This window comes from Pseudomonas sp. FG13, from assembly GCF_057809755.1.
This window is the reverse complement of the sequence record NZ_JBMDKO010000079.1, coordinates 1-16,317: the sequence shown is the minus strand read 5'-3', so window position 1 is coordinate 16,317 and position 16,317 is coordinate 1. Positions and strand designations below refer to the sequence as shown.

Annotated in this window: 13 protein-coding genes; all 13 read left to right on the top strand. The window is 61.6% G+C overall.

The features are described 5' to 3' along the window. A partial coding sequence (locus tag ACODTO_RS28645; protein ID WP_489107418.1) for a hypothetical protein occupies positions 1-216 on the top strand: 216 nt, incomplete at its 5' end. Positions 217-262: 46 nt separating this feature from the next. Further along, positions 263-2,137 carry a 3-dehydroquinate synthase gene (locus ACODTO_RS28640; protein WP_489107417.1) on the top strand — a complete coding sequence of 625 codons (1,875 nt, stop codon included), beginning with the start codon at positions 263-265 and terminating at the stop codon, positions 2,135-2,137. After that, positions 2,134-3,024 carry a UbiA family prenyltransferase gene (locus ACODTO_RS28635; RefSeq protein ID WP_489107416.1) on the top strand — a complete coding sequence of 297 codons (891 nt, stop codon included), beginning with the start codon at positions 2,134-2,136 and terminating at the stop codon, positions 3,022-3,024. Before ACODTO_RS28640 ends, ACODTO_RS28635 begins: the two co-directional genes overlap by 4 nt. Further along, positions 3,021-3,794, top strand: coding sequence for an EboA domain-containing protein (locus ACODTO_RS28630; protein WP_489107415.1), 774 nt, complete (start codon positions 3,021-3,023; stop codon positions 3,792-3,794). The genes ACODTO_RS28635 and ACODTO_RS28630 overlap by 4 nt, the downstream gene beginning before the upstream one ends. A gap of 38 nt (positions 3,795-3,832) precedes the next feature. Then, the gene (locus ACODTO_RS28625; protein WP_139642460.1) at positions 3,833-4,717 is read left to right on the top strand and encodes a TatD family hydrolase; all 885 of its coding nucleotides are present in this window, start codon (positions 3,833-3,835) and stop codon (positions 4,715-4,717) included. Further along, on the top strand, positions 4,714-5,943 hold the full coding sequence (gene eboE, locus ACODTO_RS28620) for a metabolite traffic protein EboE (protein ID WP_489107414.1): 1,230 nt from the start codon (positions 4,714-4,716) through the stop codon (positions 5,941-5,943). The genes ACODTO_RS28625 and eboE overlap by 4 nt, the downstream gene beginning before the upstream one ends. Beyond that, positions 5,933-7,387, top strand: coding sequence for an alkaline phosphatase family protein (locus ACODTO_RS28615; protein ID WP_489107419.1), 1,455 nt, complete (start codon positions 5,933-5,935; stop codon positions 7,385-7,387). Before eboE ends, ACODTO_RS28615 begins: the two co-directional genes overlap by 11 nt. Further along, entirely contained in the window at positions 7,357-8,496 is a 1,140-nt protein-coding gene (locus ACODTO_RS28610) for a hypothetical protein (protein WP_139642453.1), read from the top strand. The genes ACODTO_RS28615 and ACODTO_RS28610 overlap by 31 nt, the downstream gene beginning before the upstream one ends. A gap of 12 nt (positions 8,497-8,508) precedes the next feature. After that, positions 8,509-10,890 carry a hypothetical protein gene (locus tag ACODTO_RS28605; protein ID WP_489107413.1) on the top strand — a complete coding sequence of 794 codons (2,382 nt, stop codon included), beginning with the start codon at positions 8,509-8,511 and terminating at the stop codon, positions 10,888-10,890. Between the two features lie 62 nt (positions 10,891-10,952). Continuing rightward, positions 10,953-11,873 carry a hypothetical protein gene (locus ACODTO_RS28600; RefSeq protein ID WP_175362875.1) on the top strand — a complete coding sequence of 307 codons (921 nt, stop codon included), beginning with the start codon at positions 10,953-10,955 and terminating at the stop codon, positions 11,871-11,873. A gap of 117 nt (positions 11,874-11,990) precedes the next feature. Then, the gene (locus ACODTO_RS28595) at positions 11,991-13,283 is read left to right on the top strand and encodes a hypothetical protein (protein WP_139642445.1); all 1,293 of its coding nucleotides are present in this window, start codon (positions 11,991-11,993) and stop codon (positions 13,281-13,283) included. Positions 13,284-13,286: 3 nt separating this feature from the next. Continuing rightward, on the top strand, positions 13,287-15,098 hold the full coding sequence (locus ACODTO_RS28590) for a hypothetical protein (protein WP_139642442.1): 1,812 nt from the start codon (positions 13,287-13,289) through the stop codon (positions 15,096-15,098). A gap of 33 nt (positions 15,099-15,131) precedes the next feature. Further along, positions 15,132-16,181: a hypothetical protein gene (locus ACODTO_RS28585; RefSeq protein ID WP_175386103.1), complete on the top strand. Its 1,050-nt coding sequence runs from the start codon at positions 15,132-15,134 to the stop codon at positions 16,179-16,181. Positions 16,182-16,317 lie beyond the last annotated feature (136 nt).

Here is a 16,317-nt window from a genome sequence, read left to right as displayed (position 1 = left end):
ATTTGCATACACCATCAAACCCTGTGGGAGCCGGGCTTGCCCGCGATGGCGGCGGCACCTGTCGGCGAAAAATCAATTTGCCATCAAATCGCCTTGCAAAAAGACGATGCCCGACTAGATTCAAAACTGTCTTCACAAGCGCAACCCAACGCACCTGGGTCAGCCCCTCAAGCGAGAGCCTCTATCGACCTGAAAACCACCAGACGCTGCTTTTAGATTACTGACACGGAATAAGTCAAAAATATAAAAGAGGGATGCTTTGATGAAGCGTAGCCGGTGGTTTCGTGCACTCTCGCAAAAAGGTCCAGCCACGCCTTTCTGGCTGTCGCTGATCTGCTTCTCAGGCCTGGTGATCGCCAGCTTCGTGCTGTTCGAACAGCAGATCCAAGACTTCCTGACCCATCTCAACCTGTACCTGCCTACGACACCGTCCCAGAAACTCAACCTGGCGTTGTTGCTGATTGCCCTGCTGACGCTGGACGTGGTGTTGCCGGTGCCGTCGAGCATGGTTGCGCTGCTGGCCGTGGCGATGCTTGGCAGCGTCGGTGGTTACCTGGTGATTTTCCTCGGGCTGTGCCTGGGGGCCGGGCTGGGTTATGCCTTGGGCGCCGGTTATTTCCGACTGCTGTCCGGCCGCTTGGGTCTTCATCAGCGTCAGCCGGGCCAGCTGGGGTATCGGTTGGGCACGCTGTCGTTGATCTGCCTGCGAGGCGTGCCTGTGTTGGCGGAAACCTCGGTGGTGGCGGCAGGGATGCAACGTTACCCGCTGCGTGCGTTCGTGCCGGTGACAGTCCTGGCCAACGCAGGCCTGGCGCTGGCCTACAGCGCCATCGGCACGTTCCTCGTCGAGCAGAATGCGTTGCTGGTGACCCTGCTTGCCAGCATGGTCTTGCCCGGGTTGTTCATCGCCGGGTACAGCCTGTTCAAAAGCCTGCGCAAACGCGACACCGAGCAGCCCCTGCGCGGGCGTTTCGAGGTCAGTTACGACTACCCGGTGATATTCACCGATCATCTGTTCGACCCGCTCAATCCCTGCCTTCACCGCCAACTCACCACCCGACAACGAGGCCCGGTGACGGTCCTGGTGTTCGCCGATGAACAACTGCTACACAGCGTCCCATCGTTGCCGGAACAGATCGACGCCTACTTCACCGCCCACTCAGCGGACCTGCGTTTGCAGGCGCCACCGATTGCCGTACCGGCCGGCGAACTGAGCAAGGATTCCCAAGTGCTGCAGCAGCTCTACAGCGACATGCTGCAGCATGGCCTGGACCGGCATTGCTATGTGCTGGCCCTGGGCGGTGGTGCGGTGCTGGATGCGGTGGGCTATGCCTGCGCCACGTTCCATCGCGGCATGCGCCTGATCCGAATCCCTAGCACCGTGCTGGCCCAGAACGACGCGGGCATCGGCGTGAAGAACGGCATCAATGCCTTCGGCCAGAAGAATCTGCTCGGTGCGTTCTACCCCGCCACGGCGGTGATCAACGATTTCCAGCTGCTGATCAGCCTCAGCCATCGCGATCAGATCGCCGGGTTGGCCGAAGCGGTGAAAGTTGCACTGATCAAGGACCAGGCTTTCTTCCAATGGATGGAGCAACAGGCCGACGCCCTCGCCCGCTTCGATCATGCCGCCAGCCGCTATGCCATCCGCCGTTGCGCCGAGCTGCACCTGGCGCACATCACCGGAGCCGGCGACCCGTTCGAGCGCGGCAACGGTCGCCCGTTGGACTACGGTCACTGGGCGGCGCACAAGTTGGAAAATCTCAGTCATCACCGGCTGCGCCATGGTGAAGCGGTGGCGGTAGGCATCGCCTTGGACAGCCTGTATGCCAACACCCTGGGACTGTTGAGCGATGCCGACAGCGAGCGCATCCTGCGCCTGCTGCTCAAGCTCGGCTTCAGCCTCAACCCACCGGAGTTGAACCTCAAGGATGCACAGGGTCGTTCGTCAGTGTTGCTCGGGCTGGAAGAGTTCCGCCAGCACCTGGGCGGGCAACTCTCTATCCCCATGCTCAATCGGATCGGCGAATCTCTGGACCTGCACGAGATCGATGCCGCTCGAATGGAGCAGGCATTGCAGCGGTTGTCCGCCCTCGGTGATCCAGCGCTCGCCCTGAGCGAAGGCTGCGCGCAATGAGCCAGGCACCGCTGAATATCAAGACCTGGATGACCCTGGGCCGGGTCTCCAACCTGCCCACGGTGTGGACCAACACCCTGGCCGCCGCCCTGCTCGCCAGCAGCGCCGGAGCCCTGGCGCCGCCGTCGTCCCTGGTGTGGCTCCTGCTGCTGGCCGCTCTGTCGCTGCTGTACCTGGCCGGCATGTTATTGAATGACTTGCTGGACGCCGACTGGGACCAACAACACCACAACCCCCGCCCCATCACCCTGGGCCTGGTCAGCCGCCAGCAAGTACGCTTGGCTACCGCATTGCTGCTGATGCTCGCTGCCGCCGCCCTGCTGGGCCTGAGCCGGCTGATCGATCAACCGCACTGGATGCTGGGCAGCGCCACCCTGCTGGTGGGCTGTATCCTCGGCTACAACGTGCTGCACAAGAAGTACGCCCACAGCGTCTGGCTGATGGGCGCCTGCCGTTCGGCGCTCTACCTCACCGCGGCGGCCAGCCTGGCGATTCCGCCGGGGCCGATCTGGCTGTGCGCGATGCTGCTCGGCGTCTACATCAGCGGCCTGACCTATCTGGCCCGCCAGGAACACCGTAATCAGTTGCTCAGCCGTTTGCCCCTGCTGCTGATGCTGAGCCCGTTGGTGCTGGCGTTCTACTCCAATAGCCTCTGGTTCTGGCCGGTCATGCTGCTCTGGCTGGGATGGCTGGGCCGCAGTTACTGGCGTCACCTGGCGCAACCACAGCAACGGCAGGTACGGGCGTTTATCGGTGCCGGGCTGGCGGCCCTGCCACTGTTCGATGCCCTGGTTCTGGCGGTGGCTGACCAGCCACTGGGCAGCCTGGCCTGTGTCCTGGTGTTTTTCCTGCTCCCACACTTCCAACGCTGGGTCAAACCGACATGAACACGGACGTTACCGCGCCGTCATCGACGGTCTTTGAAATGCGTCAAGATTGCCTCGCCGAACATCACCAGTTGCTCACGCAACAGCTCGACGATGCCGAGCGGCAATGGTGGAGTCAGGCACGGGAGCAGCTTGCCCAACGCCCGGATGCGACGACCACGGCGCTGTTGAGCAGCCAGTGCAAGCGTCATATCAAGGAGCATGCACTGCGCGGCAAGGCCGACTGGAGCACCGTGCAGCTCACACGGGCATTGTTGCTGGTCCAGGTGCTGGAGCAACAGCCCGCCGCCGAGCAATTGCCCTTGCTCCGCCAGTTGTTCCTGTGGGGCGACGACCAGGAAAAGATCGCGCTCTTGAAAGCCCTTGATTGGCTCGACAGCCAGGGGGCATGCGTGGAGCTTGCCTTGCAAGCCGGGCGCACCAGTAACAGCCAGGTGTTTGCCGCTCTCGCGCTGGACACCTTCTATCCGTCACGTCACTACGACGACCGGGCCTTCCATCAACTGGTGTTGAAGGCCCTGGGCATGGGACTCGATGTGCGGCGCCTGCTCGGCCTGACACAACGGCGCAGCGTCAGTCTCAACCAATTGGCCCTCGACCTGCTGGCCGAACAGCTCGCCGCCGAACGGACGGTGTCCGCCGGGTTGCCGCGGGTCATCGATTTCGACCTGCTCAGTCCGGCGCAACGCCAGCGCCTGGTCGGCCTCGGCCAGCAGCAACGCCTGCCACCGGAATGGCACGACGACCTGGCCCAAATCTCACTGAACTGATGCTCAACGGTTCCCTGCCTTCTTGATGAGGACTCACCATGCCCAAGTACTTCGATCCGCATATTCATATGGTCAGCCGCACCACCGATGATTACCAGAACATGGCGGCCGCCGGCATCACCGGGGTCATCGAGCCGGCCTTCTGGCAGGGCCAGGCCAGGACCAGTGTCGGCAGTTTCATCGACTACTTCGACACCCTGCTGGGCTGGGAGCGGTTTCGCGCCAGCATGTTCGGCATTCACCACTTCTGCACCATCGGCCTCAACCCCAAGGAAGCCAACGACCTGTCGATCGCCAACGAAGTACTGGAGATCCTGCCGCGCTACCTGATGAAAGACGGCGTGGTCGCGGTCGGTGAAATCGGCTACGACGACATCACCCCGGAAGAAGATCGTTTCCTCGCCGCGCAACTGGAACTGGCCAAGCAGTTCAATCTGCCGGTACTGGTGCACACCCCGCACCGCGACAAGATCGGCGGCACCAAGCGAACCCTGGCTGTCATTCGTGAAGTCGGGATTGCCGAGCACTTGGTGATCATCGACCACCTCAACGAATTGACCCTGCCCCTGGTGCTGGATACCGACTGCTGGCGCGGCCATTCCATCTACCCCAATACCAAGATGTCGGAACAGCGCATGGTCGCCCTGTTGCAGGAATACGGCACCGAGAAAATGGTGGTCAACAGCGCCGCCGACTGGGGCATCAGCGACCCGCTCAAGGTGCCGAAAACCGGCCAGGCCATGTTGGCGGCCGGCTTCAGTGAAGCGCAGGTCGAGCAGGTGCTGTTCCACAACCCGGTGGACTTCTTTGCCCAGAGCGGCCAATTGGACAAGACCCTGGTCAGCACCCCGTTGCCCATCGACCAGCGGCGGCAGTGGCAGGAAAATTCCGCCTTGCGCGGCCAGGAACCGGTGATCAAATGAACGCCGGCACGGGTTGGCAAGCCGCGCAGGTCGGCTATTGCAGCAACGTGCACCCGACTCGTGACCTGGCCGGGCTGCGGTCTTCCATCGAGCAGCATTTCAAGGGTGTGCGCACGTTGCGCAGGCTCGACGAACAGGACAGCGGCCTGTGGATCAGCGCCCTCGCCGCCGCCGAACTGCAACAAACCTCGGCGCGCGCGGCCTTCCTCGACCTGCTGCGATGCAGCGGGCTGCGCCTGACCTCGCTCAATGGTTTCCCCTACGGCCAGTTTCATCAGGGCGCGGTGAAGGCCGAGGTCTACCTGCCCAGTTGGGCCGATCCGAAGCGGCTGGTGTACAGCCTGAACCTGGCGAGAATCCTTGCCGAAGCCTTACCGGTGGACTGCCACCAAGGGGTAATTTCCACCGTGCCACTGGGTTATGCCGCCCATTGGAATGTAATCTTGCACCGGCGCGCCGAGCATCAGTTGCGCCAACTCACCGCCTCACTGCACAGGCTGCATCAGGAGACCGGCAAGAAGATCGTGTTCTGCCTGGAGATGGAACCGGACTGTGTGCTGGAACACACCGACCAGGCCATCGCCTTCTTCCACCGCCTGCAAGCCAGCGATCCGCACCATGATCATCTGGCGCTGTGTTTTGACGTGTGCCACCAGGCCGTGGTCTTCGAGGACTGTTATCAGTCCCTGGATAAGCTGCGCCAGGCCCGGGTGCCCGTAGGTAAGATCCAGCTGTCCAACGCCTTGATCTGCCAACTGCCCCAGGATGTCGAGCGCCGCGAGCAGGTCCTCAAGACCCTGGGCGATTTTGCCGAGGCCACCTACCTGCATCAGGTGAAAGCCCGCGACGGGCAGGATCGCCTGGCGGCCTGGGCGGACCTCCCCGCCGCCCTCGACGAATGCGCGAACAACCCCGGGCACCACCCCGAGTTGCGGATTCATTTCCACATTCCGCTGTTCAGCGACCACTTGCTGTTGCCCGAACTCAGCGGCAGCCAGATCGCCCTGGCACAGACCTTCGATTTCCTCGCCGACCACGAAGACTTTCGCCCGGTATTGGAAGTGGAAACCTATAGCTGGGGCGTCCTGCCGGAGCAACTGCGTCCCACCAGCGCCCATGCCCAACTCCAGGGCATCGCCAGGGAACTGCGCTGGGTCGAAGAGCAACTGCGCCACCGGCACCTGCTGCAACCCCAAGCGCGGGAGGCGTATGCCAATGCCCGCTGAGCGCCCGCGCCAACCGCTGCTGCTGATCAACGTGGTGGGGCTGACCCCGGCGCTGCTGGGCGCGTCGACGCCGCACATCAATGCGCTGCTGAAGACGGCCAAGATGGCGACCCTGCAACCGGTGTTCCCGGCCGTCACCTCGTCGGTGCAAGCCTCGATCCTCACCGGGCTGACACCCTCTGAACACGGCATCGTCGGCAACGGCTGGTATTTTCACGACCAGGCCGAAGTACGTTTCTGGCTGCAGCCCAACGCTCTGATCCAGGGTGAAAAGGTCTGGCATACGCTCAAGCGCCGGCTTCCGGGGTTTCGCTGCAGCCAGTTGTTCTGGTGGTACAACATGTACGCAGACGTGGACGCGGCCATCACCCCACGCCCGCACTACCCCGCCGATGGTCGCAAGCAGTTCGGCCTGTATTCGGCACCGCCCACGTTGCATGAACGTATCGAACAGCAGATCGGCGAGTTCCCCTTCCCAGCCTTCTGGGGACCGGCCGCCGGCATCGCGTCGAGCCGCTGGATCGTCGACTGTGCCATCGCCGAATTCGCCATCAACCGTCCCGACCTGCAGTTGATCTACCTGCCTCACCTGGACTACAGCCTGCAACGCCTGGGCCCTGATCATCCGTCGATTGCCGGGGAAGTGCGTGCCATCGACAGTGAGGTAGGTCGCCTGCTGGACTTTGCCCAGGCGCAAGGCGCAGCGGTGATGTTGCTCTCCGAATACGGCATCGAGGCCGTCCGCCAATCGGTGTCCATCAACCGACTGTTGCGCTCGGAAGGTTTGCTGCAAGTGCGTCAGTCCCTGAGCTGGGAACTGCTCGACCCAGGCGCCAGTGCCGCGTTCGCCGTCGCCGATCATCAGATCGCCCATGTCTATGTGAAACAGGCGCAGGACATTCCTCGGATCAAGGCGCTGCTGCTGCGCCAACCCGGCATCGAGCAGGTGCTGGATAAAGCCGAACAACGGATCTGGCACCTGGACCATCCGCGCAGCGGTGAGCTGGTGGTCGTGGCCGAGCCGGGGCATTGGTTCGATTATTACTACTGGTTCGACGACCGCAAGGCCCCTGACTTTGCTCGCACCGTGGACATCCACCGCAAGCCGGGCTATGACCCGCTGGAGCTGTTCATCGACCCGGCCATTCGTTTCCCAAAACTGAAAGTGGCGCGGCGCCTGCTGCAGAAGAAGCTCGGTTTTCGCTACTACATGGACCTGATTCCACTGGACACCGGACTGGTTCGCGGCAGCCATGGACGCCTGCCCGACAGCGAGCTGACCGGCCCGCTGCTCATCACCAATTGTGATCTGCCATTGCCCCAGCAACTTGCGGCCACGGCGGTGAAACAACTGCTCCTGGAACACTTCCTGGGGCGCCCTCACACCGACACGGCCAATGCCAAGGAGCTTCCATGCGGCGAGCCATTACCATCACAGTTCTGAGTGCCCTGGCCGGATTGGCCCAGGCCGAGAACACCGGCCCCTTCAACTGCGACAAATTCCTGCAGTTCGGAACGAACGTCGACCAGACCCGATCCGCGTTCAACACCAGTCCCGAAACCATGGCCTGGAACTGGTTCGTCTGTTTGAACCGGGCCGACGCCAACGGCTACAACCGTCAGTGGGAGTTGTTCAAACCTTCCGATCAGGTCTATCTGGCCAATGGCGCCAACCCCGGTTCATATGACAGCCGTATGAAACTACCGGATGAGGTGATCAGGCAAGCCCGAGCCCTGGGGCTGAATTCGAGTCGTCTGTTTCATAACCTCAACGCCGTCCAACAGGTCGACGGCCTGAGCCTGGAAATGGGCGGTAAAGCCGTGCCCGAGGCACAAAAAGGTCACGTCGTGCGCTTTCAACTGCTGATGGGCCAGGACACCTACGACTATATCGTCAAAAACAACGTCTACAACGTGGATGGTCAAGCGGCCCTGACGAGCAACCTGAACTTTCCGGCCACGGCCTGGGAGTTGAAAGCCTCCTGGCTGTGGATCGGCACGGACACGAACTACAAGACGCAGCTGGAAAAAGATGGCTACTACGTGGCCCAGGCCTACTACGCCGTGGGCTCCAGTTATCAGGTCGGTTATGCGGCGTTGAGTGGTTTGCATGTCGTCAACAAGCTGGACGCCAACTGGGTCTGGACCACCTTCGAAAACATCAATAACCACAAGTACACCGTGACCAAGGGCAAGCCACCCAAGCCGATGACAAACCACACCGGGCCGACACCGGATGCCATACCGGTCAATGCCCGGTTCCAGGCCAGTAACCCGCCGCTGTCGAAGTACGAGCTGATCGGCGTGGAATTCCAACCGATTACCCAGGTCCTGGCGAACTCGCAGCTGGAATCGGCATTCCAGGACTCATCGTCCTGCCTGGCCTGCCACAGCACCGCCGCCTACTCGAAGAACGACGGCTACTTCAATTTCGCCATCCCGAGCTCAGGGGGCCTCACCTACCCCACTGCACCGCTGCCGGACAAAGCCTTCAACGGCTACAACAAGCTGGATTTTGTCTGGTCGCTGAAACGCGCCCAGTGGAAACGCTAAGGAGAGCACGACATGAGCGTATTGAATTTCCCCCGCATCTACCTCAACGGCGAGATGTTCTGGAATCCGCCGACGGCCAACAACAACGATATGTTCCCGCTGTATGACGCAGTAAACATGGACATCAACTGGCCGTTCATGCAGCACTTCGGCATCGACAACAACAACGCCCCCGACACACTGATGCCATGGACCCTCTCGACGCAGCACATGGCTAACATGCCGACCTATGTGCAGCAGGTGCCCGGCAATATCAATCCAAAGCATGACCCCTACATGCCCGCCGAATGGGATCTGTTCGGCGACAACGGTTGCGGCCTGGTGAACTACGGGAAAACCACCTCGACCGTCATCGGCGGCGAATTGCAGGCCAATACCTACATCGACCATGATTCGCTGGTCGGCAAGCCATACCAACTGCTCGGCAGCCCCCTGGGCAGCTCTGCCCCGACTCCGGCGCGCTTCGTGGACATCAGTCCATGGCAGAACACGTTCACGGCGTTGTATTTCGACAAACTGGTGCTGGGGGACGGGTCCTGCGGCCTGACGCTGAACCGCAAGTACCGGATGATGGACCGCTTCCTGAACTTCAGTTGGGGCGCCCTGGGTGGGCTGGTGAATGTCAGCACCACCTGGCAGACCTGCTTCCCCAAAGAGAATCTGGAATGGCTGATCGGCAACTCATCCCTGCTGAACAACCTCCAACAGCAGATGAAGCAGCAAGGGGCGCAGGGCCTGATGTTCCGGTTTTCCGCCTACCTGACCTGCTACGACAAGAACGGGATATTCAACGATTACCCGCAGCGCCTCAACACCCGTTCCAACAACCCGGAAGTCATGGCGCATGTGCGCGATCTGTACAAGAAGGGCTTGGACAACGTCAACCAGATTTTCTTCAACCCCGCCTACAGCCGCACCTCGGCGGTGCTGGGCCTGTGGTTCGCCAACGAATACCCCACCGCCCCCGCCGGGCTGCGCCTGGTGCCCAACCAGCCAGTGACGATGACTCAACCGGGACAGGATGATCAAAGTGCGAGCCTGGGGGTGATCTCGGCGCAGCTCACCGGCAACGTCCTGTCACTGGACCTGAGCAACACGTTTCCATGCTATCCGGTGAACCCCGACGCCGACATCCTCGTTCCAGAGAAATTCAACTCCGGCAGCTACCTGCTGGGCGTCCGCCAGCAAGGGCGATTCACCGCAGCGGCCGGCTTCGGTTTCGAGCAATACCAGCAATCGGCCTTCGAAAAACGTTCGGGCATCCTCGACCTCGTCCTCAGCTCCAATGCCAAGGGAGTACTGCAATCCGGCCCCCTGCTCCTGCAACAGCGCAACGCGGCCCCAACCCCTTCGATAATGGCCGCTCATCAGCAACAGTGGACCGCCGAAGTGATCGAGAGCGGCAGCTTCATCAACGTCGGTGAGCGCAAGATAATGAGCATCATGGTGCAGAAAAATGGTCAGCCAGCCGCCAACACCACGTTGTATGTGGCGGAGTATGGCAATCCCTTCATGGTCACCAGCAGCAACTATTACCTTGCATTCAGCAACGCAGCCGACTTCACCCTGTTCTACGACAACCCGACGGACCGCAGCAAGAACACGGCCAATCTGCCGCAGTTCACCGATGCGGCTACGGTCGACCTCTATCGCAGCACCGGCAGCGGTCGTCGGCTGACCGATCTGCAAGACGTGTCCGACCCCGTGGGCTGCCCGGTCTTGTATCAAGACTTCCTCAAACATTCCGGCACACCGGTCGCCGTCGACCTGCGCCCCTGCCTGGTTCTCGATAAGGGTCGCACTGGCACCGGTACACTGCAGGACAAAAAGGCCAGCAGCATCAGTTACTCCTACGCTGTCATCACCACCAACGCCCAAGGCATCGCCCAGATAGGCTACCGGGCAGTGGCGCCGGGCTTCCCCACCCTGCGCTTCTTCGTGCAGGAGAACGGCAAAAATCCGGTCATTCCCTTCAGCTTCCCGATCACCCAGACCTTCGTCGACTTCCTCGCGCCGATACGGGTCCTGCCCGTGGACATGAAGTTGCAAGAGGACTTCATCAGCGCCTGGAATGGCATGTGTACCTCCACGGACGCCCCGGAAAAGATATGGAACACGTTCATCTTTCCAAAGGTCCTGCAAACCTTCTATTACCTGTACCCCATCATGAACAAGTACATGCCGCTCGATTCCCGCACGCGCGTAGAGGGCGCCGTCGATCAGTTGATCATATTGATCAGCAAGGAGAACCAGGATGAGAGCACCCTGGCGATGCCCATCACCCGCGACCTGTCACAAAGCCGCCGCGCCGTACTCGAGCTGTGGGCCAAGCGCCTGGTGAAGCTCAACTTTCCGCCCAAGACTCTCAGCATGAGTGACTACAACGGCCTTTGACAATTTCACCCAGGAACACCGGGTGGCGAGCCCGCCGCCCGGCACTTCACAGGAGTGTCGATATGAAAGCCAGCATTTTGAGCCGACTGTTGCTACTGATCCTGTTGTTCAGTCCGGGGCTTTTTGCCCAGGACAGCGGCGCGGTGTACTTCACCATGGGGGTGCATAACACCGAAGGCTGCAACGAACAGAACGGCAACTGCATCGCCAAACGCGCACCGGGCGACCCTTCCGATCCGTTTTTCCCGGCGTTCTGGATCAGCGACTGGACCATGTATCGGGTGATGCACAACTACGAGAAGAACCCGCCGCCCTACAGCAACCCACCCACCACCCTCGTTCCGGCGGACTACACCGTCTCCCGGGGCACCAGCTACTACGACACCACCTACATCCCGCCGGATGGCGACGGTTTCGGCGCGATGATGGAACACTACGAGAAATACTGCCTGCCGATCTTCCCGATCAAGAACAACAACTACACCTGCTCCTTCGTGTCCCTGGGCAACAAGGCGTACTTCCTGACCTATCCGCAGGATCGCCCCAAGGACATGCCGGCGTGCTGCATGTTCTCGCCGATGAACCATCCGCCGCGGCAGGATTTCATCCAGCACCTGCCCTACAGCGCCGCGCGCAGCCAGAACCTCAATGGCAGCGTGCAGGCCTATGCCCTGGACCTCGACTCACCGCAGGGGCCGATCCTGTTCGGCTACGCCTTTTACAAGCAGATGTCGGGGCATCCGCCCTACCGGCCGCCGCAGTCGTTCTATTTCTCCGGTGACGCCAGCGTCGCCAATGCGCCCATCGTCAGCCAGAACTACACCAACTTCCGCATCGCCAAGCCCGACCCGGCCCAGACCTGGGCACAGGTGGCCGCGATGTGTCCGTCGAACCCACCGCCCTGCCAGTTGTTCGAGCCTCCGGCTTCGCAGGGCAACGGCCAGAAGGCTCAGTGGAACAAGCTGATGCAGCGCAAGCCCTGAAAACTCACAAGGATATGCAAGGGGTATGCGGCAAGGAGACTGTGGCGAGGGCGCTTGCTCCCTTGCCACAACAAGCTTCCTCGCCGCCAGTGAATCGACTCAAGACGAAGGATTGCCATGAAAACGTTCATCCTGATATTGCTGGGGATCGCCAGTCTGCCGGCCCTGGCTTTGAACCAGACCCGCGACCAGAGCACACCGACACAGGCCAGCACCCTGAACTGTCAGCCCCCCACCACGGCGCCCGCCGCCAACGCCAGCCAGGACCTGTTCGATCAGTACAGCTGGCAGATGTTCATCGCCATGAACTGGCCCGCCCAGAACGGGCAGCGCGGTGATCCCGACTGCAGCAAACAGCCAGGCGACGCCGGCTACACCGTCTGGCAAACCTACAAGACCGTGGAAGAAATCTTCCTGCCGCAGGGGGCGAATCCGGGCCCCTGGAATACCCCGCAGAAAGCCAAGAGCCTGGGCATCATCAACATTGCGGCATTGAAAAACAGCACCCAGGTGAACGCCGTCGACCAGGCCGTCGGCGGTTGGCTGATCGACCAGGCCGGCAACCCGACCTACTACGATATTTCGGCCAACGAGAACTCCTACGACTACATCGTCAACAACCAGTACTACAACGCCGATGTCGTCTCCAAGGCCAATAACATCAGCTTTCCCAACGGCGTCATCGAGATCAAGTCGAGCTGGCGCATCCTGACCACCAGCGACAATGCCAGCCGCTACCTGACCCAGCTCGCCCGCGTCGCCACGTTCGATGACCAGGGCCAACGCACCGGCGTCACCGAGGCCTACCTGGGCCTGGTGGGCCTGCACATCATCACCAAGGTAAACGGCTATCCGCAGTGGATCTGGTCGACCTTCGAGCAGATCGACAACGTACCGCCCAAGACGCTGGTGCACGGTCAGTGGGTCGACCAACCGGCATCGGGCATGGCCTATTCCTACTTCAACGCCAACGCACCCGCCGCCAGCCTCAACCAGTCGCCCTGTGACTGGCAGACCCAAGGCGCACACCTGGTCTGCGTGCCCAAGTCCGGGACCACGTTCCAGACCCCCAACCCATTGAACCGGGTCACGCCGATTGCCGAGGTCACCGACAAGGTGAACGCTGACTACCGCAGCAATCCCGACCTGCAGAAAAGCGTGTTGAAGTACTACCAACTCATCACCACCCAACGCCCGTTGATGCCGGACAACCCCAGTAACCCCCTGGGCCAGCCGACCCCGTCGCTTTCGGCCAACGTGACCATGGAAAGCTACATCCAGCCCAACAGCAGTTGCATGAACTGCCACTCCATGGCGACGCCGGTCAAGAGCCCCTACAAGTCCGATTTCTCCTACCTGTTCAAATTCGCCAATTCGCCGGTCATCAAATCCATCAAGGACGAGGAATAAATCATGAGCATCCTGAACGGACCTCGACTGAATTTCTGGGGCGGCATCCGCACCGACGTCAGCCTGCCGAACAACTCCCCCACCATCCCTTACGACGGCAACGACAACTGGCCGCTCTTCGACCTGACCACCTCGACCCTGGCACCGGGCGCGCAGTCCTACACCGACGACCAGTTGAACGACATGATCAACGCCCCCAACGGTGACTACTACACCGCCGGCGGCTGGAATCACTACGGGCAGCACGTCGTCGACATGCAGAACGCCTTGATCAGCTCCCAAGGGATACCGGGCGGCATCAGCACTACCGGCGACCTGGTGGGCCAGCCGGTCTACCTGCTTGGCTCGGTGGATCCGGTGACTCAACAGGGCCCGGTTTCCGGTCCGATGATGGTGGACCTGGACCCCACCTCCTCGACCACCACCCAGATCTTCGTCGGCGGACTGCAGATCGGCGGCAACAGCGACATTCAGCTGTTGATTCACAGCAACACCGTGTGCAGCAGTTTCGACGTGGCCGGGCGAGTTCTGCTGCCGGCGAAGATGGACGCGCCGGGCTCCTTCCATGCCAGCGGCACGTTCCAGTTGACCTTTCCCCTGAGCAGTATCGTCAGCTGGAACCAGAACAGCGCCGGTCTGCGTTCGATCATCCAGGCGCCAGGCGCAACGGGGATCGTCCTGCGTTTCGTCATGTTCGAGATGTGTCCGACGATGACTACCGAGCAACTGGACGCCGACTACGCGGCCGGCAAGTACACGCCCAACCCGAGCATTGGCCGGGTCATCGGTACATTGGCCCCGGCTTTCGCCGACGAGCCGCTGAGCTGCCAGCCAGGCCGACAACTGGTCAATCAGGCCACGGGGAATGCCGGCTATGCAGATCTGGGTACCAGCAACGGTTACCTGAGCATCGACATGGTGAATGTCATTCCGAAGGAAACCTTCCGCGCCGTCAGGGACGACATCACCAGCCCCATCGGCCCCAACGCCAACTACGGCCCCGTCACCATCTCGGCCGGCACCACCGCCCTGGCGACCCTGGACCCGACCAGCAGCCCGCTGCTGAACTATTACGTGTATGGCGGTATCGTCGACTTGCCCATGACCGCCAGCCAACAGCAGGCGGTACAGACCAACGCCCTGGCGATTAACGCCCCCGGCAAGGTTGCCGGCACCACGCTGCAAGCGACTGAATCGATCTATCGGCTCTACGCCGACCAACGCAATGTCTATCTCGAGGACTACCCCAAAGGCCTGTCGATCACCCTGCAGGTCCGATACCTGGGCGGCCCGGTGACCAGTACCACCGAAATCGACCTGAAAGCGGCTCCACCTGCCGCGTATACGGAACCGCAGTATTGGGACTTCCTCGACTTCCCCGACTCGCTGACCGTAAACCCCGGCCAGCTTTCCGTCAGTTTCCCCGTCACCGTCAAATCAGACAGTGCCACCCAGGCAGGTTTCGTGGCCCTGACCTGTACTGCCAACGGCCTGGACAGCAGCGCCTACTTCACCAACTTCCGCAAATACGCCCAGACCGATTTCGGCATCCCCAAGGGCACCACCATCACCTGGCCGCTGATGTACCCCAACGTCCTGCGTTTTCACTACCTGGCCTTCCCCGCCATGTCGCGCTACATCCCGCTGAACCAGCCCGACGCGATCATGGGCGCCAAGAATCCCATCCTGGCGCGGACATCGGACGCCTACAAAGGCACCACCCTGTTCATGCCCGTGGTGCGCTCGATGTCGCCCTGCCAGCGAGCGCTGCTGCGGGCCTATCTCACCGGTGAGCCGTGGCAACCGCCGCAGTGATCGCTTCCACCCTTCATGACGGAGAGCCGCTTCATGTCTATCCATATGCCTGCGCAACCCAGCCAGAACCTGCGCCCGAGCATGATCATTGCCGAGGGCCTGCTGAACCCTCGCGGCGTCTGTGTACGGGCCGATGGCAGCCTGTTGCTGGTGGAGGCCGGCTCCGGCCTGCCGGAACAGACCTTCAGCGGTCGCATCAGTCGCCTGCGACCCGATCCTCATCGACCTGGCGCCTACCTGCCCCGAGAAACGCTGGCGGATGGGTTTCGCGCCATGAACATGCAGGTACGCATGCTGCGTGATGAAATCATGGGGCTGTCGGACGTGGCCTGCGGAGATGGCCGTTATCTGGTGAGTCAGACCGATTACGTCGAAGGCTCCAAGCTGCTGGACCTGCAATTCACACCGCCCGAACCGGTGTTTCGCAGCCGTGGCAATCTCAATGCCCTGTGTTACCACCCCTCTCGCCGCAGTTGGCTGGCGGTCAAGCCTGATACCAATCAGTTGGTGGAGTTCGTCGACGGCCAGGACGAGCGGGTACTGGTCCAGTTGCCCGAGCTGGACCAGGGCCAGGAAGCCGTGCCCGTGACGTTGATGTACGAACCGGCGACAGACGCTGTGCTGATCAGCCTGTTCTCCGGCGAACGGCAAAGCGACCCCGCGCGCAAGGGCATCGACTTCGTCGACAAGGCGGGTCAGGTGATCCGGGTCCATCCCGGCAGCGGGCTGATCGAACGGCTGATCGATGGTCTGCAACTGCCCACTGGCCTGGCCCTGTGCCCGGCTGGAAACGTGCTGGTGTTGGAGCTCTGCGACCGCCTGCAACAACCCCTGCTGCCGGACTGGAACGGCGAACCGCTGCATGGCGGCTTCACCCGGTTCACCGGTCGACTGTTGAGCTGCAACCTGCAGACCGCCCAGGTCACCGTGCTCGCCCAAGGCCTGGATACCCCGTCTAATCTCTGTGTGGTGGGGAATGCTGTACTAGTGAGCGAAGGCATGGGCCTGACCGGACGTCGACTGCCCACACCCGACGGCCATGTCGTCCCGCTGGGCGGCAGGCTTCGGCGGGTGCAGCTTTAACGACTCGGGAACATTGTGGTAGCAGGATCTACGAGGTGACGCGTAAGAGTTGCGGGAGCCGGGCTTGCCCGCGAAGGCGGCGGCACAGTCAACATCAATGCAAGCTGATCCACCGCCATCGCGAGCAGGCTCGCTC

Excerpts from the sequence above, each read along its gene's own strand:
- ACODTO_RS28640 (WP_489107417.1), top strand. The coding sequence starts at position 263 with ATGAAGCGTAGCCGGTGGTTTCGTGCACTCTCGCAAAAAGGTCCAGCC.
- ACODTO_RS28635 (WP_489107416.1), top strand. The coding sequence starts at position 2,134 with ATGAGCCAGGCACCGCTGAATATCAAGACCTGGATGACCCTGGGCCGG.
- ACODTO_RS28630 (WP_489107415.1), top strand. The coding sequence starts at position 3,021 with ATGAACACGGACGTTACCGCGCCGTCATCGACGGTCTTTGAAATGCGT.
- ACODTO_RS28625 (WP_139642460.1), top strand. The coding sequence starts at position 3,833 with ATGCCCAAGTACTTCGATCCGCATATTCATATGGTCAGCCGCACCACC.
- eboE (WP_489107414.1), top strand. The coding sequence starts at position 4,714 with ATGAACGCCGGCACGGGTTGGCAAGCCGCGCAGGTCGGCTATTGCAGC.
- ACODTO_RS28615 (WP_489107419.1), top strand. The coding sequence starts at position 5,933 with ATGCCCGCTGAGCGCCCGCGCCAACCGCTGCTGCTGATCAACGTGGTG.
- ACODTO_RS28610 (WP_139642453.1), top strand. The coding sequence starts at position 7,357 with ATGCGGCGAGCCATTACCATCACAGTTCTGAGTGCCCTGGCCGGATTG.
- ACODTO_RS28605 (WP_489107413.1), top strand. The coding sequence starts at position 8,509 with ATGAGCGTATTGAATTTCCCCCGCATCTACCTCAACGGCGAGATGTTC.
- ACODTO_RS28600 (WP_175362875.1), top strand. The coding sequence starts at position 10,953 with ATGAAAGCCAGCATTTTGAGCCGACTGTTGCTACTGATCCTGTTGTTC.
- ACODTO_RS28595 (WP_139642445.1), top strand. The coding sequence starts at position 11,991 with ATGAAAACGTTCATCCTGATATTGCTGGGGATCGCCAGTCTGCCGGCC.
- ACODTO_RS28590 (WP_139642442.1), top strand. The coding sequence starts at position 13,287 with ATGAGCATCCTGAACGGACCTCGACTGAATTTCTGGGGCGGCATCCGC.
- ACODTO_RS28585 (WP_175386103.1), top strand. The coding sequence starts at position 15,132 with ATGTCTATCCATATGCCTGCGCAACCCAGCCAGAACCTGCGCCCGAGC.